Below are 25,211 nucleotides of genomic sequence, written 5' to 3'. Positions count from 1 at the left end.
GTGCCCGGTCACCGGTCCATCACCGAAGCGGAGAAGCTCGCCTCGGCGAAGCTCGGCGGGATCCCGGTCCGCCGGGACCAGATGGCGGCCGTCGCCAACGTCCACCGGGCCGCCTCCGCCGTGCGCCAGCACCTGGAGAACTCCGTGCTGCGCGGCTCGGACCTCACCTGGACCGCGTTCGTGGTGCTGTGGGTCGTCTGGGTGTGGGGCGAGTCGGAGACCCGGCACGTGGCGGAGGAGGCCGGGATCTCCAAGGGCACCCTCACCGGTGTGGCCCGCACCCTGGAGTCGCGCGGGCTGCTCGGCCGTACCGGGCACCCGGACGACGGCCGCCTGGTGCTGCTCAGCCTCACCGAGCAGGGCGAGGAGCTGATGCAGCGGGTGTTCCCGGAGTTCAACGCGGAGGAGGCCTTCGTGACCTCCGGGCTCAGCGACGCCGAGTGCCGGACCCTCGCGGAGCTGCTGCGGCGGGTCGTGCTCCAGGTCGAGGACCACGGCGAGGAGCGGCGGCGGGAGCTGCTCGACGGCGCCGAGCCCGCGCCGCGCCGCAGCGGGCGCCGTCCGAAGGCGTGATCAGGCGGCGGCTCGCACCAGCGCGTCGAAGAGCCGCTGCTGCACCGGGTCCTCGTGCGCGGTGTCCTCGGGATGCCACTGCACGGCGGTGAACCAGCCCCGCCCGTCGGTGAGTTCGAGTCCCTCGACCGTGCCGTCCGCCGCGGTCGCCGTGACGGTGAGGCCGGTGCCGAGGCGGTCGACCCGCTGGTGGTGGTAGCAGGAGGCGTCCGCCTTCTCCTCCCCCAGCGCCTGTTCGACACGCGACCCGGGACGGACGGTGACCGGGTGGCGCAGGTGCCGGTGGGTGCGGTCCGGGCCGCCCATGTCCTGTTCCAGGGTTCCGCCCAGCGCCACGTTCACGGCTTGCAGTCCCCGGCAGATCGCCAGCAGCGGCAGCCCCGACTCCAGTGCGTGGCGGGCGACTTGGAGGTCGAAGCTGTCCTGGAGGTCGTCGACGTCGTAGACGCTGTCGTGGGTGTCGGTGGCGCCGTAGCGGTACGGGGCGAGGTCGCCGCCGCCGGGCAGCAGCACCCCGTCGAAGCGGGCGAGCCGCCCTGCCACGTCGGTGTCGGCGGGGTGGATGCTCGCGGGTTCGCCGCCGGCCCGCCAGACGGCCTCGATCAGGGCCCGGGCGTTGACCTCGGCGGCGAAGCGCAGGGCCGAGGTGGTGGCGGAGAACCGGGCGGGCACCGCGATGAGCGGGCGGTGCCCGCGGTGCGGACGGGTCACAGCTGGATCCAGGTGGTCTTGAGTTCGGTGTACTTGTCGATCGCGTGCGCGGACTTGTCCCGCCCGTTGCCGGACTGCTTCATCCCGCCGAAGGGCACGGTGAGGTCGCCCTCCTCGTAGCAGTTCACCCAGACCGTGCCTGCCTTCAGGGCGCGGGAGACCCGGTGCGCGGTGGACAGGTCGGAGGTCCACAGGCCGGCCGCGAGCCCGTACTCGGTGGCGTTGGCGAGCCGGACCGCCTCGTCCGGGTCGTCGAAGGCGAGGACGGAGAGCACCGGACCGAAGATCTCCTCGCGGGCCAGCCGCATACCCGGGTCGACCCGGTCGAAGACGGTCGGTTGCAGATAGCTGCCGCCGGTGTCCGCCAGGGTGCGCCCGCCCCCCGTGCGCAGCCGGGCCCCCTGCGCGCGTCCGGCGTCGACATGCCCCTGCACGCGCTCCAGATGCGCCTCCCCGGCCAGCGCGCCCATCTCGGTCGCCGGGTCGAGCGGGTCGCCGACGCGGAGTTCCTCGGCGCGGCGCACGACGGCGTCCGTCACCCGTTCGGCGATCGAGGAGTGGACCAGGAGCCGGGAGGGCGCGGTGCACATCTCGCCCTGGTTGAAGAAGATCCCCCAGGCGGCGGTGGCGGCGGCCCGGTCCAGGTCGGGGGCGTCCGGGAGGATGATGTTGGGCGACTTGCCGCCCAGCTCCAGCCAGACCCGCTTGAGGTTGGAGTCGGCGGAGTAGCGCAGGAAGTGGCGTCCGACGGCGGTGGAGCCGGTGAAGGCCAGCACGTCGACGTCCGGGTGGAGGCCGAGGGCCCGTCCGGCCGTCGGCCCGTCGCCGGTGACGACGTTCAGCACGCCCGGCGGGAGTCCGGCCTCGGTGCCGATGCGGCCGAGGAGCAGGGCGGAGAGCGGGGAGGACTCGGACGGCTTCAGGACGACCGTGCAGCCGGCCGCGAGCGCCGGGGCCACCTTCCAGCTCGCCAGGGTGAGGGGGAAGTTCCAGGGGACCACCGCCCCGACGACGCCGGTCGGCTCGCGGGTGACCAGGGCGAGGGCGTCGGAGGGGGTGTGCGGGGACTCGTCGGTGAGCTTGTCGGCCAGCTGCCCGTACCAGCGGAAGGTGCTGATGGCGGCGCGCAGTTCGACGGCGTACGCCTCGGTGATCGGCTTGCCCATCTCGAGGGTGATGGTGAGGGCGAGTTCCTCCCGCCGCTCTTCGAGGAGGTCGGCGAGGCGCAGCAGGATCCGGCCGCGCTCGGCGGGTGCCATGCGCGGCCAGGGCCCGGCGTCGAAGGCGCGGCGGGCGGCGGCCACGGCGTGGTCGACCTCGGCCTGTCCCGCGTCGGCGACCTGGGCGAGGAGTTGTCCGTCCCGGGGCGAGACGACGGCGAAGGTTGCTCCTCCGCCGGGTTCGTCGATGCCGTCGATGTGGTGGTGTGCGGGCAGGTCGAGGGCCTTGGCCCGGCCGGTCAGTTCGTCGGGGGTGAGGTCGAGCATGGGGTTCCCCATCGATGGGTGGGGGCCCGGCCGTGCGGGGCCGGGCCCGGCGGGGTGGGTCAGCGGCGGTGGACGAGGCGTGCGGTGCCCGCCCCGAGGAGCAGGACGGCGGGGACGGCGAGGACGAGCCAGACGGCCGTGGTGGTGGCGCCGCCGATGAGGGTCGTGAAGTTGGCGAGGATGACCCAGATCATGGCGGCGATGCCGAGGGCGCCGAGGGCCGGGGCGATCCGTGTGTTCCAGAGCCGGGTATCGAGGCGTTCGCGGCGGAAGAAGACGATCACCGAGACCGAGGTCAGGAAGTACAGCAGCATGCAGGCGAGGACCCCGACGCCGCTGAACCAGGAGAAGAGGGTGAGGACGGGGTCCTTGCCGGCGAGGGCGAAGGGCATCACCAGGAGTACGGCGATCGCCGTCTGCACCAGGCCCGCGGCCCGCGGCGAGTGCCGGTGGTTGAGGGTGCGCAGGCGGCCCGGCAGCAGGCCTTCGCGACTGAGCGAGAACAGGTAGCGGTTGGCGGAGTTGTGGAAGGCGAGGATGCCGGCGAAGAGGGAGGTGGCGAGCAGGATCGGCAGGACGTCGTTCACCCAGCCGCCGAACTGGTCGGCGATGGGCGCGAAGACGAAGACGGTGGAGTCGCCGCCCGCGAGGGCCTTGCCCGCGGCGGCGGTGACCTTCGAGGGGCCGTACGAGGAGACCAGCATCCAGGAGACGAAGGCGAAGAAGCCGGTGACCACGGCGACCGAGAGGTAGGTGGCGCGGGGGACGGTCCTGCGCGGTTCGCGGGCCTCCTCTCCGTAGATGGCGGTGGCCTCGAAGCCGAACATCGAGGCGACGGCGAACATCAGGGCCACGCCGGGCGCGCCCTGGAGCACCGCGTGCGGCGCGAACGTACCGCCGAAGTCGAGTCCTTCGGGTCCGCCGCCCTTGACGAAGGTGATCACGGCGAAGGCGAGCAGGATGCTGAACTCGGAGAGCACGAACACGGCGAGGACCTTGGCGCCCAGTTCGATCCCGGCGGCGCCGAGCATTTGGACCACGGCCATGGTCACCAGGGCCCAGACCCACCAGGCGATGTGCGCGCCGGAGTAGTGCTCGACGAGCCCGCTGACGGTGGCGCCGTACAGGCCGTACATCGCGGCCTGGACCGTGCAGTAGGCGAACAGGGCGACGGCGGCGCTGCCGCTGCCGGTCGTCCGGCCGAGTCCCTTGCCGATGTACGTGTAGAAGGCGCCGGCGTTGACGACGTGCCGGCCCATGGCCACGAAGCCCACCGAGAACAGCAGGATCACCGCTCCGGCGAGGGCGTAGGCGGCCGGGGCCCCGGCGCCGTTGCCGACGGCGACCGCGATCGGGACGGCGCCCGCGATGCCGGTGAGCGGTGCCTGGGCGGACAGGACGAAGAAGAGGATGCCCAGGACACCCAGGGCGTTGCGTTTGAGGGTGGCCGCGGGCTGGTCGCCCGCTCCGGCCTGCGGAGAGGCGTCGACCGTCTGACTGTCCACTCGGATCACCTGCTGAGGGGAAGGGAGAGTTTTCGTTTTGAGCCAAACGAGTTGCCTCATGGTGGGCCGGAACTATCCATCTGGCAAGGGGGTGGGAGGGGGAATTTACGCCGGGGAAACCGCCGTGCCCAGGGCATGGCGAACCCCCCGGCGCGACCGCGACAGGGGGTTCCGGGCCGGGCACGCTCAGGCGCGACCGTCCGGCGACCGCTCGCCCAGGGCGCGCAGCAGGGAACGCAGCTCGGCCAGGGCGGCCTCGGTGTCGGCGCGGTCGCCTATGCCGGTGAGCTGGTGCAGCACCAGACCGTCCAGCGCGGCGAAGACCAGCCGGTTGAAGGCGGGGCTCGCGCCGCCGGGCAGGATGCGGGCCAGTTCGCGCTGGGAGGCGCCGAAGTACTCGTCGTACAGGGCGCGGACCTGCGGGAGCAGCTCGGGCCGGCGGCGGGCCTCCAGGAGCAGCTCGTACTGGTACGCCTGGCCGTCCGCGTCGTCCTCGACCATGTCCGTCAGACCGGCCACGAAGTCCTCGGGCTCCCCGGTGCCGGGCTCCAGCAGGCTGCTGCTCAGGCTGAGGCGTACGGCGTAGGCGAGGGACTCCTCGATCAGCGCGTCCCGGGAGCCGAAGTGGTGGACGACCAGGCCGTGGGTGACCCCGGCCTCCTCGGCCACGGCACGGTAGGTGAGGTGCCGCAGTCCCCGCGCGCCGACGACCCGGACGGCGGCCTTCAGCAGCGCCTCGCGCCCCTCGCCGTACCCGAGCCGCCTGCGCGACCGGTCGTCGGACCGGTCCTCCGGCCGCTCGTGCGGCCGGTCGTCGGGCCGGTGCGGGGTCTCGGCGGATTCGGTCATGGCCGCGACCCTACCCGCCGGTTCCCGGCGCCTGCCGTGGCGGCTACCTGCGGGGCGCGCGGATGCCACGGAACTCCCAGTCCCCGCCCAGCGCGGTGGACAGCACCTCCTCGGACTCGGTGGGTTGCGCGCCGACGTCGGTGCGGATCGGGGTGGGCCCGGTGACGATGTGGTTGGTGAGCCGCCCGAGCCCCTCCACCTCGACCTCGACGACGTCGCCGGGCCGCACGGGCCGCGAGTTGGCCGGGGTGCCGGAGAGCAGCACGTCACCGGGGTACAGGGTGATCGTGCGGGCGATGTCGGCGACGAGATAGTGCATGTCCCACTTCATCTCGTCGGTGGAGCCGTCCTGGACGACCTCGCCGTTGACGTACGTGCGCAGCCGCTTGCCGTGGAAGTCCCAGTCGGTGACCAGGCCGGGGCCCAGCGGGCACAGCGTGTCCGACCCCTTGACCCGCAGCATGGACCCGGCGTCGGTGTCCCGGAAGTCGTGCAGCCCGTAGTCGTTGGCGACCGTGTACCCGGCGATGTACTCCCCCGCCTCCGCCGGGGAGACGTTCCGCGCGGTCCTCCCGATGACGATGGCGACCTCACCCTCGTAGTTGAGCCACTTGCAGCCCTCGGGCCGGACGACGGCACCCCGGTGTGAGTTGAGGGCGGAGGTCGGCTTGTGGAAGTAGGTCGGGGTGTCGGGCAGCCCGATCCGGAACTCCTCGACCCGGCTGCGGTGGTTGAGGTGGACGGCGATCACCTTGGAGGGGACGACCGGCGGCAGATGCCTCGCGTCCTCGGTCCTGACGCGGCGCCCGTCCCCGGCGACGAGTTCGTCCCCGTCGACGGTGACCTGGACGGCGGCGCCGTCGAGGAGGATGCGGCGGTACTCGGGCATGGGTGCTCCTAGTGGCGGCTGTGCGGGGTGCGCGGGGCGGGTGTGCCGGTGCCGGTCCAGCCGTCCGCGGGCCGGTCGAACCAGAGGTGGACCTGGCCGGTGCCGACGGAGTTCTCGTACTCGCCGTACTGGCGGGCCCCGGCCACGCAGCCCTGTTCGCCGAGGGCGCCGGCCATCATCAGGTAGTGCGAGAACCTCGCCTCGGGCTTGACCTTCCAGAACGCGTCCATGGTGTCGAGGACCTTGTCGTGCCGGCCCTCCTTGAACCACCCGATGCGTTCGTGGTCCGCCTCCCGCGCCTCGGGCGTGCGGATGTGCACCGGGTCACTGGCCTCGTGGTCACGCAGCTCGCGCAGCGGCCAGAAGGTGTGCGAGAGGGCACCGGAGGCGATGAGCAGGACCCGCCGCCCCTCGGTGGCCGCGATGCCGTCGGCGAGTGCCCGCCCGAGCCGCAGATGGTCCTCCATGTCCCCGGTCTGGCACACCCCGATGCTCACCCACCGCTTGTCGGGCAGGCCCTCGCCGAGGAACTTCCAGAGGTTGATCGTGGCGTAGTAGACCGGCAGGTACTCGTCGTCGATCGCGGTGATCCAGGTGCCGTGCTTGTCGGCGAACCTCTCGATGTTGCGGGCGAGTTCGGGGTCGCCGGGAAAGTCGTACGGCATCCGGCACATCCCGCGCGGCAGTTCCTCGGAGGTGAACAGTCCCGCCCTGCGCCGCTGGGCCGTGACCACGAACTCGACGGTGGTCGCCCAGTGCGAGTCGAGTACGACGACGGTGTCGTAGTCGTCCCGCTCGAAGACGTCCGCCCGGAGTTGCCGGAGGCCGGTGACGAGGGTGATCTCCTTGCCCCCGTTGAGCTCCAGCCGCTCGGCCTCCGGCAGCACGATGGTGGGGACGTGGGCGAGGAGGCCCGCCCCGACGATCTCACCCATGGTCGTTCCAGCCCTTCGGTGCGGTGACGGTGTTCTTCAGGTCGCAGTAGAAGTCGAAGCTCCAGGTGCCGCCCTCGCGCCCGACCCCGGAGAGCCGGGAGCCGCCGAACGGCGCCTGGAGGTCCCGCACGAAGAAGCAGTTGACCCACACGGTGCCGGCGACCAGCCGCGCGGTGACCCGCACGGCGCGCTCGGGGTCGCCGGTGACGAGGGTGGCCGCGAGCCCGAACCTCGTGTCGTTCGCGAGCCGGACCCCCTCCTCCTCGCCGGCGAAGGTCTGCAGGGTGAGGACGGGCCCGAAGACCTCCTCCTGCACGATCTCGCTGTCCTGTGCGACGTCGGTGAGGAGCGTGGGCTCGTAGAACTGTCCGTCCTGGCGGTGCCCGCCGATCACGGCACGCGCCCCCGCGCCGACCGCCCGCCGCACGAACCCGTCGATCTTCTCCAGCTGACGGGGGTGGATGTTGGGCCCGATGTCGGTGGCCTCGTCGCGCGGATCGCCCTGCCGCAGCGCGGTGGCCCTCGCCACGAACCGCCGGGTGAACTCCTCGACGACCGACTCCTCCACCAGCAGCCGGGTACCCGCCAGGCAGACCTGCCCGGCGTTGTCGTACTGCTCCACGGCGAGGTCGACGGCCAGGTCGAGATCGGCGTCTGCGAACACCAACAGGGGTGACTTGCCGCCGAGTTCGAGGCTCAGGGGCGTCAGGTTGGCGGCGGCCGAGGCGGCGATGCGCCTGGCCGTCGGCACGGACCCGGTGAAGCTGATCCGGCGCACGTCCGGATGGGACGTGAGCGCATCGCCGATCTCGGCGCCGTACCCCTGCACGACGTTGAGGACACCGGCCGGCAGCCCGGCCTCGGCCGCGATGTCGGCGAGCAGGGAGGCGGTGAGCGGGGACCACTCCGCGGGCTTGAGGACGACCGTGTTCCCGGCGGCGAGGGCCGGGGCGACCTTCCAGGTGGCCAGCATGAGCGGGGCGTTCCACGGGGTGATCAGCACACAGGGCCCGGCGGGGTCCCAGCTGACGCGGTTGGTGTGCCCGCGGGTCTCGAAGTCGTCGTGCTCCAGCGTCAGCAGCCAGTCCGCGAAGAACCGGAAGTTGTGCGCGACGCGGGGCATGACCCCCCGGCGGTGGGACCGCAGCAGCGCGCCGTTGTCCGTGGTCTCGACGATCGCGAGCTCTTCGATCCGCTTCTCGACCCCGTCGGCGACGGCATGGAGAAGGCGTGCGCGCTCGGCACGGGGGGTGGCGGCCCAGGACGGGAAGGCCGCCTTGGCGGCGGCGACGGCGGCTTGAGCTTCGGCGGGGCCGCCACGGGCGATCTCACCGATCGACTTTCCGTCGATGGGCGAGTTGTCGGTGAACGTCCCGGCAGAGGCGACACGTTCACCACCGATCCAGTGCCGGGTGTCGACGGAAACTCCGGCGACGTTGATGTTGTGGCTCATGACTTGGGCTCCTTTTCAGAAGAGGGAAACTGCACCCACTCAGGGGCGCGGGGAACTGCGCGACCAGCCCCCACGCACCCGCAGGGACCCACCGGGCTCACTCGGCAGTGGCTCCCGACGTTCCGGACTCAAGAAGCCGCCCGCCGTCCCACACCACCCCCACCTGCCGGTAGTACGCGGCGATCGGCTCCCGCACCTCCAGCCGCGCCAGCTCCTCCGTAGGCGCCTCGAACAGCTCCAACTCCGCGTCCCCCACCCACGCCTGACCGCCCTCGAAGTCCGCCGCCCCCGACTCGATCAGCTCGTCCAGCGCCAGCCCCTTCCCCTTCTCGATCGACGGCAGCCACCGGTGATGAGCCATCGGATGCCCGTTGACGAACCCGTTCGTCGCCGAAGGCTCCCGCAGCGTCACCACCACCTGGGCCAGCCGCCGGTCGGCCGCCGCCAGCGTCGCCCCGAACCGCGCCCCCGCCTCGATCCGCGGAGCGGGCCCGTACGGATGCGGCCGCGTCTGGTGGATCGACCCGAACTTCTTGGGATACCCCTGGTGCAGCCCGCGCGCGATCGCGAAGTCCTTGTCGACCCAGATGTGGACACACCGCGAGTACGTCTGCCCCCGGTACGTGCAGCGCACGACCGCGAAGGCCTCCTTGTACTGCGAGCGCACCGGGTCCAGCAGCTCCTCCCCCGACGCCGCGCAGGACTGCCAGTCGGCCCAGATCAGCGCCACCGCGCCAGGATCCTCCTCGGCCAACTCCAGTGGCTCGGGCAGTAGTTCACGCACCCGTGCGGGATCCGTCCGGTACTCGACGGTCAGCAGGTCACCGGAGTACCGCCACGGCGGCGCGGGAATCAGCGACGAGACACCGCTCGCCGTCTTCGGATGGAAGTAACCGCGGAGACTGGCCACTTGGGGCTCCTTACACAGTGAGGGCGGGCTGCTTCAGCAGCTCGGCGCGGTACCGGGCGGCGGACGCGGCGACGGCCTGCCCGCCGAGCGCGACGACACCGACGAGCCGGCCGTCGTGGTGGTAGCCGACGAGCACGTCCCCCGCCGGATCGCCGTCGAGGACGCGGACGTCCTCCTTGCCGAGCACGGGCGCCCCGAAGGACTGGAGCCGGAAGTCGTGCTGGTCGCTCCAGAAGGTGGGCAACGGCGCGAAGGGCGCCGGGGCGGTGTCGCCGACCAGCGTCCGCGCCGCGTGCTTGGCGGTGTCGGTGGGGATGGACCAGTGCTCGACCCGGCGCGGCACACCGTCGTAGCGGGCGTTGGGGAACCGGGCCACGTCTCCGACCGCGACCACGTCCGGTCTGCCGCCGGCCCGCAGGCAGGAGTCGGTGAGCACCCCGTCGGTCAGGTCGAGCCCGTTGCCGTCGAGCCATTCGGTGTTGGCGACCGAGCCGACCGACTCGACCACCACATCGGCGGGCAGCACCGAACCGTCGCTCAACTCCACCCCGGTCACCCGCTCGTCACCCACGAACCCGGCCACCCCGGACCCCAGCGCGAAGCGCACCCCGCGCTCCTCGTGCCGCTTCAGCAGCGCCCGGCCCAGCAGTTCGCCGAGCGGCCCGGCCATCGGCAGTGGCAGCGGATCGACGACCGTCACCCCGGCGACGCCGAGCCCCACCGCGGTCGCGGCGACCTCGCAGCCGATGAACCCGGCCCCGACCACGACGACTCTGGCACCGGGCCGGGTCAGCGCCGCGCGCAGCCCCCGCGCGTCGTCGAGGGTGCGGACCGTGTGGCGTCCGGCCCGGGGTCCCGGGCAGTCCAGGCGCCGGGGGCGCATTCCGGTGGCGACGACGAGTCCGTCGTACGACAGCTCGGTGCCGTCGTCGAGCCGTACCGTCCGTTCGTCCAGTCGCGCGGCGACCACCGTCCTGCCGAGCCGCCACTCCACGTCGGACACGCCGGCGCGCGGCCGGAAGGCGAGGGACTCGAAGGACGCCCTGCCGGCCAGGACCTCCTTGGACAGGGGCGGCCGGTTGTAGGGCATGTGCGGTTCGTCGCCGACGAGGGTGACGGCGCCGCTCCAGCCGGCCGCGCGCAGTTGCTCGGCGGCGCGCAGGCCGGCCATGGAGGCGCCGGCCACCACGATGCGCGCGTTCACGGTCAGCCCTCGATCCGGATCGCCTGGAGCGGGCAGACGTCGGCCGCTTCCTCGACCTCGTCGCGCAGCGCGTCGTCCGGGTCGGAGACGTGGACCAGGTGGCCGGCGTCGTCGAGGGAGAAGACGTCGGGGGCCGCGAAGACGCACTGGCCGTGGTCCTGGCACTTGTTCATGTCGACGACGACCTTCATGGCCGGTCCTCCTGAGGGAGCGGAAGCGAAGGGAGTGGAGAGAAGAAGTGGGCCCGGCCGGTCCTGCCGACCGGGCCCTGCCAACGGACTGCGGCGGACCGCGGCCCGGACTCGTTTGGCTTCAAACAAGGTAGGCAGCCGCCACCCCCTGGTCAATACCTATCCGTATGGATAAATTCTTTGCGCCGCCCTCTTGCGGCAAGGTGCACCCCTGCCTACCGTTTGGCTTCAAACAGCAGGCCGTCGCGCTGCGGGGAGCCTCTGCCACCGCACCCCGGCCGCCCGCCCTCACCTCCCACACCACCTGGCTCTTCGTGGTGTCCCGACGTCCGTCCGCCCAAGGAGACAACGGTGAGCGATCAAGACCATGCAGAAGTCCGCCGGCGCCTGGACCGGCTCGTCGCCGACGGCATCGACGTCGTCCGGGTGACCTATCCGGACCTCATCGGCACGGACCGGGCGCGTGACGTGCTGGTGGAGGAGCTGCCCCGGGCCCTGGAGCACGGGCTGGCCTTCTGCCGGGCGGTGTACCACACGAGTCCGCAGGGGGACGTGGTGCCGGTCGGCGGCGGCCTGGACGCGGGGCTGCCCGACGTCTGCGTACGGCCGGACCTCACCACCCTGGTCGCGCTGCCCTGGGAGCCGGGCGTGGCGGCCTGCCTCGCCGACGTCACCGACCCGGCCACCGGGGCGCCCGCGGCCGAGTCACCGCGCGACCTGCTGCGGTCGGTCCTGGAGCGGTGCCGGGAGCACGGGCTGAGCCCGGTCGTCGGGCCCGAGCTGGAGTACTTCCTGTGCGAACCGGACCCGGCCGGCGGCTGGCGGCGCTACGGCAGCGTCCCCGGTGTCGTCTACACGGCCGGGCTCCGCGCCGACCCCGACAACCATCTGCTGCGCACCCTGCGACAGGTGCGCGACCTGCGCATCGGGGCGTTGGGCGGGAACCACGAGTTCGACGGCGGGCAGTTCGAGATCAACCTGCTGCACTCCGGCGCCCTGTCCGCCGCCGACCGGGCGTTCCGCTTCAAGGCCGCGGTGAAGGAACTGGCCCGGCGCGAGGGCCGGCTCGCCACCTTCATGGCGAAGCCCTTCAACGACGCGGGCGGCTCCGGCTTCCACCTGCACCTCTCCTGTACCGACGGTTCGGACGCCGAGGGCCGCAACGCCTTCGACGACCCGTCCGGCGCCTACGGCCTGTCCGCCACCGCCCGGCACGCGATGGCCGGCCTCCTCGCCCACGCGCCCGCCCTGGCCGCGCTCCTCAACCCGACCGTCAACTCGTACAAGCGCTTCGGGCCGGACACCCTCGCCCCCTGGCTGATCGACTGGGGCCTCGACAACCGCAGCGCGATGGTCCGGGTGCCGCCCGAGCGCGGCGCCGGCGCCCGGCTCGAACTGCGCCTGGGTGACGCGAGCGCCAACCCGTATCTGGCGATCGCCGCGACCACCGCCGCCGCGCTCCTCGGCGTCCTGGCCGCCGAGGAGCCACCCGCCCCGCTGGAGGGCTACGGGTACGACACAGCGAAGGCGCCCGTGCTCCCGATGGACCTGCCCGCCGCCCTGGACGCCCTGGAGGCGGACACCGCCCTGTCCGAGCTGCTCGGCAAGGACTTCACCACGTCGTACCTCTGCTACAAGCGCAACGAGGTCGAACGCTTCCAACGGCACGTCACCGACTGGGAGTTCACCGAGTACGCCTACCACCTGTGACCACCCGCGGCCACCCGTGACGACCTTCGAAGGACCGACGATGACCACAACCACCGGCGTCGAGCCCATGCCTCTCGCCGATGTCGACCTCGCGAACCTCGACAACTTCACCGACGGGGTCACGCCCTGGCGGATGTTCCACACCCTGCGCCACGAGGACCCGGTGCACTGGCAGCCGGAGGAGGCGCCCAACTCCGGTTTCTGGGCCGTCACCCGGCACGCCGACATCGCGCGGGTGGACCGGGACGCAGAGACCTTCACCTCCACCCGCTTCGTGAACCTGGAGGAGGTCGACGAGGACCAGATCCGCAAACGCGCCTCGATCCTGGAGCTGGACGGCGTGCGCCACCGCGCCCTGCGCAGCGTGATCCAGCGGCAGTTCGGGGCGGGGGTCATCAACAGCTACACCGACTTCCTGCGCGGCCTCACGGCGAAGACGCTGGACGCGGCGCTGGCCAAGGGGACCTTCGACTTCGTCAAGGAGGTCTCCGCGGACTTCCCCATCAACGTCCTGGCCCGCCTCCTCGACGTACCGCCCGAGGACAACCAGCAGTTGATCGACTGGGGCAACCGCATCATCGGCAACACCGACCCCGACTACGCGGACGTCCTGCTGCACAGCGCGGAGAGCGAGAAGTACCGCGACCTGCCGTTCCGCTCCCCCGCCTCGCTGGAAGTCTTCGAGTACGGCCGGGAGCTGGCCCGGCAGCGGCGCGGCGGCGAGGGCACGGACCTGGTCTCCAAACTGGTCAACAGCACCCCGCGCGACGGAGTCCCGCTGTCCGCGCAGGACTTCGACAACTACTTCCTGCTGCTGGTGGTGGCCGGCAACGAGACCACCCGGCACACCATCACCCACTCGATGCTGGCCCTCCTCCAGCATCCCGGCCAGCTGGCCCGGCTCAGGGACGACCCGTCGCTGATCCCGACGGCGGTGGAGGAGTTCCTGCGCTGGGCGTCCCCCGTCTACCACTTCCGCCGTACCGCGACCCGCGACGTCGAACTGGGCGGCAGGCGGATCGGGGCGGGTGACAAGGTCGTCATGTGGTACGCCTCGGGCAACCGCGACGAGGAGGTGTTCGGCGACCCGTACGAGTTCGACGTGGCCCGGCAGCACAACGACCACGTCACCTTCGGCAAGGGCAGCCCGCACCTGTGCCTGGGCAACCTGCTCGCGCGCACCGAGATCCGGATCATGTTCGAGGAGCTGATCCCCCGGCTGGCCGGCATCCGGCTGGTCGGCGAGGTGCCGCGGGTGCGCTCCAACTTCGTCAACGGCATCAAGAGGCTGCCGGTCGAGGTCACCCTCGCCTGACGGCCGGCGTCAGAGTGCCGCCGCCCACTCGTCGACGGTCGTGACCTCCGCCTGCATCGGGAACACCTTCTCCGTGAGCACCCGGTGCACCTCCGGGTCGGCGTCGAGGCAGCCGTCGGACAGGACGGTGAGCTCGAAGTCGAGGTCGGCGGCCTGACGCAGGGTGGAGAGCACGACGCCGCTGGTGGCGATGCCGGTGAGGACGAGGTGATCGATCCCGCCGGCCCGCAGCACCATGTCGAGGTCGCTGCCGGCGAAGGCGCTGACCCGCCGCTTGGTGACGACCGGCTCGCCGGGCGCGGGAGCCACGTCCGGGTGGACCTGCGTGGCCCGGTCGTCGCCGGCCGGCCGCGGCGCGGCGCCCACGAGGCCGCGGAACATCTTGTTGCGGGCGCTGACCTCCGGGTAGCCCGGGCGGAAGCCGACGACCACGTAGATCACCGGGATGCCGCCCGCGCGGGCCGCGTCGATCGCCTTGCTCAGCCGTGGGAGGTAATCGGGGGCGGGAAAGCGGTCGGCGACGACCTGCTGGACATCCATGACGAGGAGGGCTTGCTGAGGCACCGTCTCTGTTCCTTCCACGCGACCCGGTTCCACGCGACCCGGTTAGTCATCAAGTGATTACTTGGCAACGTAGACCGCGCTGCGGGATCATGTCAACGCATGATTACCTCGTGGCGGATTCGCGGAGCCCCGGTCCGCCGAAGGGTCCGGGGTGGCGTCGAGGAGAGGAGCCGCTGTGTCATCGGACGACGTGACCGACCAGGCCGCCGACGGGACCCGTCGCCGGGATGCCGCGGCGACCCGGCAGGCCCTGCTGCTGGCCGCCCGCACCCGGTTCACACAGCTGGGCTACGACCGTACGACGCTCCGGGACGTCGCCGCGGACGCCGGGGTCAACCTGGCGCTCATCAAGCGGTACTTCGGCTCCAAGGAGGGCCTGTTCAAGGCGGCGCTGGCGTCGACGCCCCGGTTCCTGGGCGGTGACGGCGAGTTCCCGCGCGACCGGGCCGCGCTGGCCGAGGCGCTCAGCCGGCAGCTGGCGGCCGGGGCCTGGGCGGAGTTCGGCGAGCACCCGGTGCTGATGCTGCTGCGGGACTCCGGGGACGAACAGGTGGCGGAGCTGCGCCGGCGGGCCCTGGCGGAGTTCGGCCGCCAGGTGCTCGAAGCGTCGGGCGCGTCTTCGGCACCCGACGCCGAGCTGCGGGCGGAGCTCCTGGTCGCCCTCGGCGTCGGGGTCGCCGTCGTACGCTCCGCCGTGGGCCTGCGGCCCCTGGCCGACGCGACACCCGACGACCTCCTGGGTCCCCTCCGGGACGTCGTGGAGGGGCTGCTCGGACCGCCGGCGGACTGATCCGGCCGCCCCGCCCGGGCGGGTCACTCGGGCCAGGCGGAGTCCCGGACGACGTCGACGAAGTCGCCGCGCCGGAAGCCGGGGACGAAGTGGGCGAGTACGTCGGCCTTGACGTTGCCGAAGGTGGTGCCGGGGCGGTCCTGGATGCCCTCGGTGAAGGCGGCGAGGATCCGGTTCTTGAAGTCGGGCCGGGGGTGCGCCGCGACGACCGCCGCGCGCTGCCCGTCGGTGACCTCGTGGTAGCCGATGCCCAGCACGTCCAGCTCGACCCCGCGGGTGACCAGGGCGATCTCGGGTGCCATGTGCAGCGGGATCTCCGGGGTGGTGTGCAGGGCGATGGCCGTCCAGACCCGGTCGGCGGCCTCGCCGGTGACGTCGTGGGCGTTCAGGAAGGCGCGGGCCTCGTCGGCGCCGTCGATCTCGAAGCGCTGGTCGGTGCGGCGCAGGCTCCTGGTCAGGCCCAGGTCGTGGAACATCGCGCCGACGTACAGCAGCTCGGGGTCGAAGCCCAGCCCGAGGGCGCGGCCGCGCAGTGAGCCCCACAGGAAGACCCGCCGGGAGTGGTCGAACACCAGCGGGGTGGCGGCGTCCCGGACCAGCTCGGTGGCCTCCCGGACCAGGGCGGTGTCGGGGATCCGCACGCCTGCGATCTCTTCGCTCATCGTTCTCGGCCTCCGTGCCGGTGGGGTGATGTGTCTCCGTCCAGGGTTCTCCGGGGGACGTAGGCTGGGCCATGTCTCTGCCGCCGGGAAAACCACGGATTCGGACATGACCCATCGGGTGGGCTTTGTGGTCTTCGAGGGGGTGACCATGCTCGACGTCAGCGGTCCTTCGGAGGTGCTGCACCAGGCGGGCCGGCATGCCGACCCCTACGAGCTGGTGCTGGTCTCCCCGGAGGGCGGCACGGTCACCACGTCCGCCGGGCCGGCGCTGACCGGCACGGTCCGGGCGGCCGACGCGGGCCCGGTCGACACGGTCCTGGTGGCCGGCGGCGACCGGCTCGCCGAGCGGCCGATCGAGGACGCGCTGCTCGCCACGGCCCGCGACCTGGCCGAGCGGGCCCGCCGGGTCGCCTCGGTGTGCACGGGCGCGTTCGTGCTGGGCGAGCTGGGCCTGCTCGACGGCCGGCGTGCCACCACGCACTGGCGGCACGCGGCGGCCCTCGCGCGCCGTTACCCCCGGGTGCGGGTCGAGCCGGACGCCATCCACATCCGCGACGGGCGGTACGTCACCTCGGCCGGCATCAGCGCGGGCATCGACCTCGCCCTGGCCGTGGTGGAGGACGACCACGGCGCGGACGTGGCGCGGGACGTCGCCCGCGAACTGGTCGTGTTCCTGCAACGCCCGGGCGGCCAGTCGCAGTTCTCCACGGCCATCACCACGCCGCCCGCCCGCAGCGACCTGCTCCGCACCCTGATCGCGTCCGTCCTCGCCGATCCGACCGCCGACCACAGCGTGCCCGCCATGGCCGCGTCCGCCGCCGTCAGCCCCCGGCACCTGACCCGGCTGTTCACCGCCGAGCTGGGCATCACGCCCGCGCGCTGGGTGGAGCGGGTCCGCCTGGACCGGGCCCAGCAGCTGCTCCTGGACGGCCACAGCGTGACCGCGGCGGCCCGGCACAGCGGCCTGGGCACCGACGAGACCCTCCGCCGCGCCTTCGCCCGCCACCTGGGCACCACCCCGACCCACTACCGCAGACGCTTCGCGACGACCGGCCGCGCGAACTGACCGGCGGGGAGGCGTCTCCTCGAAGGGCCGTACCGCGCACGGACGCCCTGCCCGAAGTGACGGGCCACGGGTTCGACCGGGCGTGTGGTTCAGCGCCCGGGCTGCTTCGGGCTGCCGCGGAATCGGGGGTTTGACCTGCGACTCTGGCGGCGGACGAGGTGGGACGGCCCCAGCTCACGGGCAGCAGGTGGAGGACATTTCATGTGTGGCATCGTCGCCGCGGTCGGGAACGTCGATGCGCGGCTCTGCCGCGCCATGCTGGACCGGCTTGCCCACCGCGGGCCCGATGACAGCGGCGAGCTACAGCGGGGCGACGTGTGGCTGGGGCATCAGCGGCTGTCGGTCGTGGATGTCCCGGGCGGTCATCAGCCGCTTGCGGGGCCAGGGGGCACGTCCTTCGTCGTGGTCAACGGCGAGATCTACAACCACCTCCGGCTCAGGGAGGAGTTGGGGGTCGAGCGGTTCTCGACGGGTTCGGACAGCGAGGCGGCTCTGCAGGTGCTGCTGGTGGACGGCCCCGTCGGGCTCACCCGGCTGCGCGGCATGTTCGCGCTCGCGTATCTCGACGAGGAGGGTGCGTTCCTCGCCGCCCGGGACGCCCTCGGGGTGAAGCCGCTCTACTGGGTCCGCAGGGACGGCTGCGTGCTGTTCGCCAGTGAGCTGCGGGCCTTCGACGAGGCCGACCGGCCCCTGGTGGAGAGCTTCCCGCCCGGCTGTTGCTGGAGCCCCCGGGGCGGCCTGGTGCGCTTCGCGGACGCGGTCCCCGCCCGGGTGCGCCCGGCGAGACGGGCGTCGGCGGAGGGGCGGTGGGACGAGTCCCTGCTGAAGGCGGTCCGCGAGACGGTCGTCACCGCGGTCGAGGACCGGATGATGAGCGACGTCGGCATCGGGGTGTTCCTCTCCGGCGGTCTCGACTCGTCGATCGTCACCGCGGTGGCGGCCGAGTACGCACGGCGCCACGGACATCGCCGGCCGCTTCCGACCTTCGCCGTCGGCACCCCGGACAGCCCGGACCTGCTGGCCGCACGGGTGGTCGCCGACCACCTCGGCACCGATCACCACGAGGTGGTGATGTCGCCCCAGGAGGCGGTGGACACACTCCCGCGGGCCATCCGGGCGATCGAGCACTTCGATGTGCACCTGGTGCGCAGCGCGGTGCCGAACGTGCTGCTGGCCGAATACGCCTCCCGGCACGTTCGCGTGGTGCTGACCGGAGAGGGCGCCGACGAGCTGTTCGCCGGATACCCGGACTGCCACCAGGAGCGCTACTCCGCCGGGGAAGCCCTGCAGGGCAGGCTCGTGGAGACGGTGGAGGGACTGCACTGGGAGAACCTGCAGCGGTGTGACCGTACGACGATGGCCTTCGGTCTGGAGGCACGGGTGCCCTTCATGGACCGGGACGTGATCAACCTGGCGCTGTCGGTCCCGCCCGAGTACAAGATGATCCATTCGGGCGTCAAGGAGAAGCAGCTCCTGCGGGAGGCCTTCGCCGGCTGGCTGCCGACGCAGATCCTGGAACGCGGCAAGCTCCAGTTCGGCCACGGAACCGGAGCCAAGGACGTGCTGACGGCCGTACAGGCTCCGGCGTCGTCCCGGGACGCCGAGGAGGAGGCCGCGTTCTACCGGCTGTGGCGCGCCGAGTTCCCGGGCATCGACCCGCTGCGCACCCTCGGCCGCCCACCGCTGCGGTGAGCGCCGAGCGCTGAGCGGTACCGGGTACGGAGGTGCCCGGGGCTGTCACTGCGGAGTGTCGTACTCCGCCTGGGGACCGGCGAGCGGCGCCCGGCTCCGGGGGGTGCGCAGGCTGCGGTAGAAGTCGCGGTAGGTCCGGTGGAAGTGCAGGGCGCGGGGGGCCGTGATCTGGTGGAGTCGGCTCAGACGGGCGATGGGCAGGGAGGGCATGAGGTGGTGCTCGACGTGGAAGTTGTTCCCGTTGGTGTACCAGGCCATCAGCCGGTTGGAGCGGATGGTGCGGGTGTTGCGGAAGACGTCGGTGGTGCCGGTCTCGCAGCGGTAGTGCTCGGGCAGTTCGACGGCCGCGTGAACGGGGCCGGCCACGAGCAGGACCGGCACGAGCCAGGCCCACACGGCGAAGGTGCTGCCGGTGGCGACCGAGACGGTGACGGCCGTGCCGAGAACCGCCGTGATGAGCAGATGGTCGCGGCGGATGTCCCGGACCGTGGCCGGTTTCTCGCCGGGCACGGGGCGGCCCGAGGCCAGGCGCACCGTGTCGACGAGGAACTGCCGGTAGAGGCTGATCATGGAGAAGCGGTAGACCCAGGCGAGCACGGTACGGGCACGAGTGCGCTCGGCGTGGCCGTACTGGTCGCCGTAGTCGAAGTACTCGTGGTTGTCCGGGGTACCCAGATAACGGTGGTGGCGCATGTGGGCGGCGCGGTAGGCGGAGAAGCTGGTGAGCATCGGGATGCCGAGGAGCACACCGGCGACGACGTTGGCCCGGCGGCCACGGAAGCCGATGCTGTGCAGGGCCTCGTGTTGCAGTTCCAGGGCATGCGCGTACATCAGGCCCAGCAGGATCACACCACAGGCGATGCTCCAGACCGAGCCGTGCCGGACCAGGATGGCGCCGGCCACGACGAGCAGGACGAACAGGAGGAGTTTCCCGGCGAAACGCCGGCCGTCTATCTGCTCGTGGACACTGCCGAACCTGGCGCGGACCTCGGCCATGGCCCGGGTACCGCGGTGCGGATCGTTCATGATGCGCCTTGCCTTCCCGGAAGGAGCCGTCGGAGCTCCGTGATGTGGGGCTCGGTGATGTGGGGCTCAGTGGGGCTGGTCGGAGGTGGCGGACAGGCGCAGGAAGTGCTCCTGCGCCCGCTGCCAGAGCGGGGAGCCGTCAGGCAGCGACGGCAGGTGGGCGCACAGGGCGCGGGAGAAGTCACGGCTGGCCTCGACGGGGATCAGCGAGCACAGGTTGTCCAGGCCGATCACGTCCAGGGGGCGGCCCCTGCCGTACAGGCGCTGCACGGGGCGGTCCCAGGTGCTGGGCTCGGTGTACACGGGCAGGGCGTGGGTGGGGGCACCCACGTCGCAGGTGACGTCCCCGACCACCGACAGGCGGCGCGCCGGGTGATCGAGGTCCTGCTCCGTCAGCAGCGCGGGCACGGCGTGCTCGGCACCGATCGCGTTGATCAGGATGTCGTGGCCCAGCAGGGCCTCGCGGTCCAGCCGCGCGGTCTCCTGCCGGCCCCAGCGCGCAGGGGCGATGCCCGCGGTCTCCAGTGCCTCGCAGGCTCCCCGGCCGCACCGGCCGCGCGCGCCCACGACCACCGCGGTCTCCCGGCGGTCCCGGCCACGCCGGGAGGAACGAAGACGCGTCTGCAGTTCCCCATGGGACAGGGGCTCCACCAGCGCGGGCAGGACCCGACGCGCGTGCAGTACCGCCAACGCGGCCCCCACATAACCGGCCCAGTAGCCGAAGGCGGCCACCCGCCGCCCGTCGTCGTCGACCAGGCACTCCATGTCCAGCAGCGCACCGCCCCCGGCCGTGAACCGGGACAGCAGTTCCCGCCCACCGGGCTGGCCCTTGTAGGCGTGCGCGAACACCACATGCCTGTTCCGCAACGCCCACGGCTGGGAGGGCACGCCCTTGAGGCCGACGATGACGTCTTCGGGGCGGGCCTCGGACCAGCTGCCCCGCGGAACGATCCGGCAGCCCGCGGCGGCGTATTCCGCGAGCGGGAAGACGCGGTGCGGTGATCTCTCGACGGTCATGCCGATGCCCCGGGCCACCAGCGACCGGGCATCGTCCGGCACGATGGCGGCACGCCGCTCGGTCGGTCGTTCTTCGCTTCGCAACCACAGCTTGAGCGTCATCATCCCGTCCAGCCGACTATGCCCCCGGCAGTTTCCAGACTGAACAACCAGGGGCCGATCGGCGTGCTGGCGATGGCGTTCGGGTGTGAGCGGGCAGTGGCCGCGGCGGCGTCGGCCATTTCGGACCGGCCGGCCCGCGCCGTCGCGAGCCTGCGCCCAGCGTCAGGGAACCAGCACCAGCCGCCCGCGCACCCCGCCCTCGGCGAGGCGGGCATGGGCCTTGGCGGCGGCGTCCAGGGGGAAGGTCTCGGCCACCCTGAGGGTCAGTACGCCCTCGTCCACGAGTCGCGCCAGCTCCGCCAGGCGTGTTCCGTCGGCGGTCACGGCGACCGCGGTCGTCCGCACCCCACGCACCGGGGCGGGCTCGCCGCCGGGCCGGACGCCGACGTAGCCGCCCCCGTCCCGCACCCACTCCAGGGCCGGCTCGCCCAGGACCGCCGCGTCCAGTACGGCGTCGAAGGTCCCGGCCTCGGCGTCGCCCGCCGTGAAGTGCGCGGCGCCCAGGGACCGTACGAGCTCCGCGTCGGTCTCGCGGGCCAGTGCGGTCACCGATATCCCCCGGTGGGCCGCGAGTTGCACGGCGAAGCCGCCGACCGCGCCCGCCGCGCCGGTCACCAGGAGGGACTGTCCCTCGGTCAGCTCCAGCAGGTCCAGGGCCTGTACGGCGGTCAGCCCGTTCAGCGGCAGCGTCGCCGCGTGCACGGCGTCCACCGTGGCCGGGGCCGTGGCCGCCGCGTCCGCCTCGACCACGACGTATTCGGCGTGCGTGCCGAGCGGCCGCACGATGCCGGGGTCCAGCGCCACCACCTGGTCGCCGACGCTCCAGGCGGTCGCGAAGCCGGCCGCGTCCACGGTTCCGGCCACGTCCCAGCCGAGCCCGATCCGCTTGCCCGCACCGCCGAAGAAGCCGGCCCGCACTCCCGCGTCCACGGGGTTCAGCGCGGCCGCCGCGACCTTGATCCGCACCTGGCTCGGACCCGGCTCCGGCCGCTCCGTCGCCACGACCTCCACGGCCTCGGGTCCGCCGAACGTGTTCACCACTGCTGCGCGCATGACGCGTTGCTCCCTCTACGACTTTCTTTCCCGCTTCGGTCTCTCCTCAGCTGGCTTCGACCCTAGGAAGAGTTACTATCCGACGGTAAGTAGTTACCTGGAAGTGCCTAGGCCCCCCAGAGGTGAGCGATGCCGACGACGACGGCGGCCCAGCGGCGCGAGCAGGCGCGCGTGGAGTACGACGCGTTCATCCGGGCCTGCCCCACCAACCAACTGCTCGACCGGATCAGTGACAAGTGGGTCAGCCTGGTCGTCTGCGCCCTGGTCCCCGGACCCATGCGGTACAGCGAACTCGCCCGCAAGATCGCCGGCGTCAGCCCCAAGATGCTCACCCAGACCCTGCGCTCCCTGGAACGCGACGGCATCCTCGCCCGCACGGTGACCCCCGCCGTCCCGGTCCGCGTGGACTACGAGCTCACCCCGCTCGGCCTGAGCCTCGCCCTGCTGCTGGCGGGCGTGAAGAACTGGGCGGAGGCCCACATCGAAGAGGTCCACGATGCCCGCGAGCGCTATGACGCGGGGGTCGAGAGCTAGATCAGAAGACGTTGTTCCGGCGGTGCCGTCCGCGCAGTTCGACGAACTTGGTACGGGCCTCTGATGCCCGGCCGTCGCTCGCCGGCCGGCTCTCCGTTCCCCCCTGAGATCCAAGCTGATCGCTCCCAAGTCGGCGTGTCCGATGACCCGTTGCGCCGTTGCGCACCCCATTGTCCCGCGCCCCCGCACTCGGGGATCCACGTCGGCACAGCGGCCGAAAAGCGGTGTCGGGGCGCCCGAACGTGCCGCTCGCAACCGCCAGTTCAAGCCGTTGTTCTGATGCGGTCATGACAGTCGCGACCGCCGGGTGTCAATCTGCTCTCCGAAAGTTCACCGCCTGCTCACAGGTGTCTCACACAACTCCTCTGTCCGTTCCCTGACTTCACCCCGCACGGCAGCGAAGACCTGACCCGCTTCGAGCCGTGCCACCCACCCGCGCCGCCGGACGGCCTCACCAGGCCGACCCGCTCTCCCGGGCCCCACCAGGGCCCGATCACCCCACAGAAGGAGAACGCATGCTCCGGCAGGACCGTCACCACCGTCGCGCCAGACACACCGTGGCCCTGGCGCTGACAGCCGCGAGCGCCATGCTCGTGGCCGGGATCCAGAACGGCACCGCCGTGGCCGCGCCCGGCGGCCACGCCCCCGCGAAGATCCTGGCCACCCCGGACGCCGGCGCGGCCCCCGCCACGCTCTCGCCGGCCAAGCGCACGGCACTGCTGAAGGCCGCCGCGACCGAGGCCCCGGACACCGCACGGACCCTCGGCCTCGGCACCGGCGAGAAACTGCTCGTCAAGGACGTGGCCCAGGACGCCGACGGCACGATCCACACCCGCTACGCACGCACGTACGCGGGCCTGCCGGTCCTCGGCGGCGACCTGATCGTGCACGACAGCGCCGGCCGCCTCACGGTGTCGCGCGCCACGAAGGCGACCCTCACGCTCCCGTCCACCAAGGCGAAGATCTCCTCGGCCACGGCGAAGGCCCACGCGCTCACCACCGCGGCGAAGGCCGGCGCCGAGCGCCCCACGGTGCACAGCAGCCCGCGCCTGGTCGTCTGGGCCGCCTCCGGCAAACCCGCCCTCGCCTGGGAGTCCGTGGTCGGCGGCTTCCAGGACGACGGCACCCCCAACGAACTCCACGTGATCACCGACGCGGACACCGGCAAGCAGCTCTTCCGCTACCAGGGCGTCGAAACCGGCACCGGCACCGGCCAGTTCAACGGGACCGTGCCGCTCAGCACCACGCTCTCCGGTTCGACGTACCAGCTCGTCGACGGCGACCGCGCCGGACACCGCACCTACGACCTGAACCAGGGCACCTCCGGCACCGGCACGCTCTTCACCGACGACAACGATGTCTGGGGCGACGGCACCCCGGCCAACCGGCAGACCGCGGGCGTGGACGTCGCCTTCGGCGCGGCGGCCACCTGGGACTACTACAAGAACGTCTTCGGCCGCAACGGCATCCGCAACGACGGCGTCGCCGCCTACAGCCGCGCCCACTACGGCAGCAACTACGTCAACGCCTTCTGGCAGGACAGCTGCTTCTGCATGACGTACGGCGACGGTTCGGGCAACACCCACCCGCTCACCGCGCTCGACGTGGCCGCCCACGAGATGAGCCACGGCGTCACCGCGGCCACCGCGGGCCTCACCTACTCCGGCGAGTCGGGCGGTCTCAACGAGGCCACCTCCGACATCTTCGCCGCCGCCGTGGAGTTCTACGAGAACCTGCCGGCCGACGTCCCTGACTACCTGGTCGGCGAGAAGATAGACATCAACGGCAACGGCACCCCGCTGCGTTACATGGACAAGCCGAGCAAGGACGGTGCGTCCAGCGACTACTGGAGCTCCTCGCTGGGCGGCCTCGACGTCCACTACTCCTCGGGCCCGGCCAACCACTTCTTCTACCTGCTCTCCGAGGGCAGCGGGGCGAAGACCGTGAACGGGGTCTCCTACGACAGCCCCACCTACGACGGCCGGCCGGTGACCGGCATCGGCATCGACAACGCCCAGCGCGTCTGGTACCGGGCACTCACCACCTACATGACGTCGAGCACGAACTACGCGGGCGCCCGCACGGCCACCCTCCAGGCCGCGGCCGACCTGTTCGGCGCCTACAGCCCCTCCTACCTCGCGGTGGCCGACGCCTGGGCGGCGATCAACGTGGGCAGCCGGATCGCGCTGGGCGTCAACATCGCGCCGGTGGCGGACCAGATCAGCGGCGTCGGGCAGGCGGTGTCCCTCCAGACGGACGCCTACACCACCAACTCCGGCGCGGCCCTGACGTACACGGCGACCGGCCTGCCGGACGGTCTGACGATGAGTGACACGGGCCTGATCTCGGGCACCCCGACCACCCTCGGCACCAGCGACGTCACCGTCACGGTCACCGACGACACCGGCGCGAGCAGCACGGTGAGCTTCGCGTGGGAGGTGGCCTACGTCTACGCCAACGCCACCCGCGTCGACATCCCCGACAACAGCAGCGCGGTGGAGTCCCCGGTCACCGTCACCGACCGCACGGGGAACGCCTCGTCGACCACCAAGGTCTACGTGAAGATCATCCACACCTACCGGGGTGACCTGACGGTCGACCTGGTCGGCCCGAACGGGACGGTCTACTCGCTGCTGAACCGCAGCGGCGGCTCCGCCGACAACGTCGACCAGACGTTTACCGTCGACGCCTCCGCGCAGCCCCTGAGCGGCACCTGGAAGCTCCGGGTCCAGGACCACGCCGCGATCGACGTCGGCTACATCGAGCAGTGGCGGCTCATCCCCTGAGCCTCGGCCTCTCCTGACCCCGGCCCCGGCCGGATGTAGGGAGCCGTTGTCGCGGGACGCCCTCGCGGCCCGCGACAACGGCTCCGCCCGGGTGCTGACGGCACCCGTACGGCGTAACGTGTTGTGCGAATGAACCGGTCGCGGGCCATGCGGTCCGATGTCGTCCGTCGGCCCGTTGGTCTCCGTG

23 protein-coding genes are annotated in these 25,211 nt (G+C 72.1%); 8 read left to right on the top strand and 15 right to left on the bottom strand.

The window, feature by feature from the left end; genetic code table 11:
- Positions 1-573, top strand: a complete 573-nt coding sequence (locus ACGF5O_RS26655) for a MarR family winged helix-turn-helix transcriptional regulator (RefSeq protein ID WP_393812389.1) — start codon at positions 1-3, stop codon at positions 571-573.
- On the opposite strand, the gene ACGF5O_RS26650 is transcribed toward ACGF5O_RS26655, so the two are convergent.
- The 10 genes from ACGF5O_RS26650 to ACGF5O_RS26605 all read right to left on the bottom strand — a co-directional run bounded on the left by ACGF5O_RS26650 (position 574) and on the right by ACGF5O_RS26605 (position 10,707).
- Entirely contained in the window at positions 574-1,284 is a 711-nt protein-coding gene (locus tag ACGF5O_RS26650; RefSeq protein ID WP_393812388.1) for a gamma-glutamyl-gamma-aminobutyrate hydrolase family protein, read from the bottom strand.
- Positions 1,281-2,771 carry an aldehyde dehydrogenase gene (locus tag ACGF5O_RS26645; RefSeq protein ID WP_393812387.1) on the bottom strand — a complete coding sequence of 497 codons (1,491 nt, stop codon included), beginning with the start codon at positions 2,769-2,771 and terminating at the stop codon, positions 1,281-1,283. Before ACGF5O_RS26645 ends, ACGF5O_RS26650 begins: the two co-directional genes overlap by 4 nt.
- A 59-nt stretch (positions 2,772-2,830) precedes the next feature.
- Positions 2,831-4,276 carry an APC family permease gene (locus ACGF5O_RS26640; RefSeq protein ID WP_393812386.1) on the bottom strand — a complete coding sequence of 482 codons (1,446 nt, stop codon included), beginning with the start codon at positions 4,274-4,276 and terminating at the stop codon, positions 2,831-2,833.
- A 186-nt stretch (positions 4,277-4,462) separates the two neighbouring features.
- Entirely contained in the window at positions 4,463-5,125 is a 663-nt protein-coding gene (locus tag ACGF5O_RS26635; protein WP_362597051.1) for a TetR family transcriptional regulator, read from the bottom strand.
- Positions 5,126-5,168: 43 nt separating this feature from the next.
- Positions 5,169-6,014: a fumarylacetoacetate hydrolase family protein gene (locus ACGF5O_RS26630; protein WP_393812385.1), complete on the bottom strand. Its 846-nt coding sequence runs from the start codon at positions 6,012-6,014 to the stop codon at positions 5,169-5,171.
- Between the two features lie 8 nt (positions 6,015-6,022).
- On the bottom strand, positions 6,023-6,949 hold the full coding sequence (locus tag ACGF5O_RS26625) for a 3,4-dihydroxyphenylacetate 2,3-dioxygenase (protein ID WP_393812384.1): 927 nt from the start codon (positions 6,947-6,949) through the stop codon (positions 6,023-6,025).
- Positions 6,942-8,402, bottom strand: coding sequence for an aldehyde dehydrogenase (locus tag ACGF5O_RS26620; protein ID WP_393812383.1), 1,461 nt, complete (start codon positions 8,400-8,402; stop codon positions 6,942-6,944). The genes ACGF5O_RS26625 and ACGF5O_RS26620 overlap by 8 nt, the downstream gene beginning before the upstream one ends.
- Before the next feature lie 97 nt (positions 8,403-8,499).
- Positions 8,500-9,312, bottom strand: a complete 813-nt coding sequence (locus ACGF5O_RS26615) for an acetoacetate decarboxylase family protein (RefSeq protein ID WP_393812382.1) — start codon at positions 9,310-9,312, stop codon at positions 8,500-8,502.
- A 10-nt stretch (positions 9,313-9,322) separates the two neighbouring features.
- On the bottom strand, positions 9,323-10,516 hold the full coding sequence (locus ACGF5O_RS26610; RefSeq protein WP_393812381.1) for an NAD(P)/FAD-dependent oxidoreductase: 1,194 nt from the start codon (positions 10,514-10,516) through the stop codon (positions 9,323-9,325).
- Positions 10,517-10,518: 2 nt separating this feature from the next.
- Complete coding sequence (locus tag ACGF5O_RS26605; RefSeq protein WP_046730411.1) at positions 10,519-10,707, bottom strand: ferredoxin; 189 nt, start codon at positions 10,705-10,707, stop codon at positions 10,519-10,521.
- 351 nt (positions 10,708-11,058) lie between these two features.
- On the opposite strand from ACGF5O_RS26605, the gene ACGF5O_RS26600 reads away from it, so the two are divergent.
- Together ACGF5O_RS26600 and ACGF5O_RS26595 are read left to right on the top strand one after the other, a co-directional pair.
- Positions 11,059-12,417 carry a glutamine synthetase family protein gene (locus tag ACGF5O_RS26600; RefSeq protein ID WP_393812380.1) on the top strand — a complete coding sequence of 453 codons (1,359 nt, stop codon included), beginning with the start codon at positions 11,059-11,061 and terminating at the stop codon, positions 12,415-12,417.
- Between the two features lie 40 nt (positions 12,418-12,457).
- On the top strand, positions 12,458-13,732 hold the full coding sequence (locus ACGF5O_RS26595; RefSeq protein WP_393812379.1) for a cytochrome P450: 1,275 nt from the start codon (positions 12,458-12,460) through the stop codon (positions 13,730-13,732).
- A 9-nt stretch (positions 13,733-13,741) separates the two neighbouring features.
- Here ACGF5O_RS26595 and ACGF5O_RS26590 read toward each other — a convergent pair whose 3' ends face one another.
- Entirely contained in the window at positions 13,742-14,296 is a 555-nt protein-coding gene (locus tag ACGF5O_RS26590; protein ID WP_393812378.1) for a cysteine hydrolase family protein, read from the bottom strand.
- A 175-nt stretch (positions 14,297-14,471) separates the two neighbouring features.
- Between ACGF5O_RS26590 and ACGF5O_RS26585 the strand changes: the two genes are divergently transcribed.
- Entirely contained in the window at positions 14,472-15,086 is a 615-nt protein-coding gene (locus ACGF5O_RS26585; protein WP_393812377.1) for a TetR/AcrR family transcriptional regulator, read from the top strand.
- A 23-nt stretch (positions 15,087-15,109) separates the two neighbouring features.
- Here the strand turns inward: ACGF5O_RS26585 and ACGF5O_RS26580 are convergent, their stop codons facing one another.
- Positions 15,110-15,748, bottom strand: coding sequence for an HD domain-containing protein (locus tag ACGF5O_RS26580; RefSeq protein ID WP_393812376.1), 639 nt, complete (start codon positions 15,746-15,748; stop codon positions 15,110-15,112).
- A gap of 106 nt (positions 15,749-15,854) precedes the next feature.
- On the opposite strand from ACGF5O_RS26580, the gene ACGF5O_RS26575 reads away from it, so the two are divergent.
- On the top strand, positions 15,855-16,814 hold the full coding sequence (locus ACGF5O_RS26575; RefSeq protein WP_393812375.1) for a GlxA family transcriptional regulator: 960 nt from the start codon (positions 15,855-15,857) through the stop codon (positions 16,812-16,814).
- Positions 16,815-17,015: 201 nt separating this feature from the next.
- On the top strand, positions 17,016-18,506 hold the full coding sequence (asnB, locus tag ACGF5O_RS26570) for an asparagine synthase (glutamine-hydrolyzing) (RefSeq protein ID WP_393812374.1): 1,491 nt from the start codon (positions 17,016-17,018) through the stop codon (positions 18,504-18,506).
- Between the two features lie 45 nt (positions 18,507-18,551).
- Here asnB and ACGF5O_RS26565 read toward each other — a convergent pair whose 3' ends face one another.
- From ACGF5O_RS26565 to ACGF5O_RS26555, 3 genes are all read right to left on the bottom strand, one after another.
- Positions 18,552-19,532: a fatty acid desaturase family protein gene (locus ACGF5O_RS26565; RefSeq protein ID WP_393812373.1), complete on the bottom strand. Its 981-nt coding sequence runs from the start codon at positions 19,530-19,532 to the stop codon at positions 18,552-18,554.
- A 66-nt stretch (positions 19,533-19,598) separates the two neighbouring features.
- On the bottom strand, positions 19,599-20,654 hold the full coding sequence (locus ACGF5O_RS26560; protein ID WP_393812372.1) for a saccharopine dehydrogenase: 1,056 nt from the start codon (positions 20,652-20,654) through the stop codon (positions 19,599-19,601).
- A 159-nt stretch (positions 20,655-20,813) separates the two neighbouring features.
- Positions 20,814-21,704 carry an NADP-dependent oxidoreductase gene (locus ACGF5O_RS26555; RefSeq protein WP_393812371.1) on the bottom strand — a complete coding sequence of 297 codons (891 nt, stop codon included), beginning with the start codon at positions 21,702-21,704 and terminating at the stop codon, positions 20,814-20,816.
- 129 nt (positions 21,705-21,833) lie between these two features.
- Between ACGF5O_RS26555 and ACGF5O_RS26550 the strand changes: the two genes are divergently transcribed.
- Both ACGF5O_RS26550 and ACGF5O_RS26545 read left to right on the top strand, forming a co-directional pair.
- Positions 21,834-22,238, top strand: coding sequence for a winged helix-turn-helix transcriptional regulator (locus tag ACGF5O_RS26550; RefSeq protein WP_393812370.1), 405 nt, complete (start codon positions 21,834-21,836; stop codon positions 22,236-22,238).
- A gap of 515 nt (positions 22,239-22,753) precedes the next feature.
- Positions 22,754-25,024: a M4 family metallopeptidase gene (locus ACGF5O_RS26545; RefSeq protein ID WP_393812369.1), complete on the top strand. Its 2,271-nt coding sequence runs from the start codon at positions 22,754-22,756 to the stop codon at positions 25,022-25,024.
- Positions 25,025-25,211: the final 187 nt, after the last annotated feature.

Origin of the sequence: Streptomyces sp. NPDC048291 (genome assembly GCF_043201715.1) — a bacterium.
Lineage (GTDB): Bacteria > Actinomycetota > Actinomycetes > Streptomycetales > Streptomycetaceae > Streptomyces.
Note: the sequence above shows the minus strand (reverse complement) of the source record. Positions and strands in the feature narration are given on the sequence as shown.

What these genes read in the sequence shown, in the direction of transcription:
- ACGF5O_RS26595 (WP_393812379.1), top strand. Translation starts at nt 12,458, where the DNA reads ATGACCACAACCACCGGCGTCGAGCCCATGCCTCTCGCCGATGTCGAC.
- ACGF5O_RS26630 (WP_393812385.1), bottom strand. Translation starts at nt 6,014, where the DNA reads ATGCCCGAGTACCGCCGCATCCTCCTCGACGGCGCCGCCGTCCAGGTC.
- ACGF5O_RS26580 (WP_393812376.1), bottom strand. Translation starts at nt 15,748, where the DNA reads ATGAGCGAAGAGATCGCAGGCGTGCGGATCCCCGACACCGCCCTGGTC.
- ACGF5O_RS26555 (WP_393812371.1), bottom strand. Translation starts at nt 21,704, where the DNA reads ATGCGCGCAGCAGTGGTGAACACGTTCGGCGGACCCGAGGCCGTGGAG.
- ACGF5O_RS26605 (WP_046730411.1), bottom strand. Translation starts at nt 10,707, where the DNA reads ATGAAGGTCGTCGTCGACATGAACAAGTGCCAGGACCACGGCCAGTGC.
- asnB (WP_393812374.1), top strand. Translation starts at nt 17,016, where the DNA reads ATGTGTGGCATCGTCGCCGCGGTCGGGAACGTCGATGCGCGGCTCTGC.
- ACGF5O_RS26635 (WP_362597051.1), bottom strand. Translation starts at nt 5,125, where the DNA reads ATGACCGAATCCGCCGAGACCCCGCACCGGCCCGACGACCGGCCGCAC.
- ACGF5O_RS26625 (WP_393812384.1), bottom strand. Translation starts at nt 6,949, where the DNA reads ATGGGTGAGATCGTCGGGGCGGGCCTCCTCGCCCACGTCCCCACCATC.
- ACGF5O_RS26545 (WP_393812369.1), top strand. Translation starts at nt 22,754, where the DNA reads ATGCTCCGGCAGGACCGTCACCACCGTCGCGCCAGACACACCGTGGCC.
- ACGF5O_RS26645 (WP_393812387.1), bottom strand. Translation starts at nt 2,771, where the DNA reads ATGCTCGACCTCACCCCCGACGAACTGACCGGCCGGGCCAAGGCCCTC.
- ACGF5O_RS26565 (WP_393812373.1), bottom strand. Translation starts at nt 19,532, where the DNA reads ATGAACGATCCGCACCGCGGTACCCGGGCCATGGCCGAGGTCCGCGCC.
- ACGF5O_RS26620 (WP_393812383.1), bottom strand. Translation starts at nt 8,402, where the DNA reads ATGAGCCACAACATCAACGTCGCCGGAGTTTCCGTCGACACCCGGCAC.
- ACGF5O_RS26575 (WP_393812375.1), top strand. Translation starts at nt 15,855, where the DNA reads ATGACCCATCGGGTGGGCTTTGTGGTCTTCGAGGGGGTGACCATGCTC.
- ACGF5O_RS26560 (WP_393812372.1), bottom strand. Translation starts at nt 20,654, where the DNA reads ATGATGACGCTCAAGCTGTGGTTGCGAAGCGAAGAACGACCGACCGAG.
- ACGF5O_RS26550 (WP_393812370.1), top strand. Translation starts at nt 21,834, where the DNA reads ATGCCGACGACGACGGCGGCCCAGCGGCGCGAGCAGGCGCGCGTGGAG.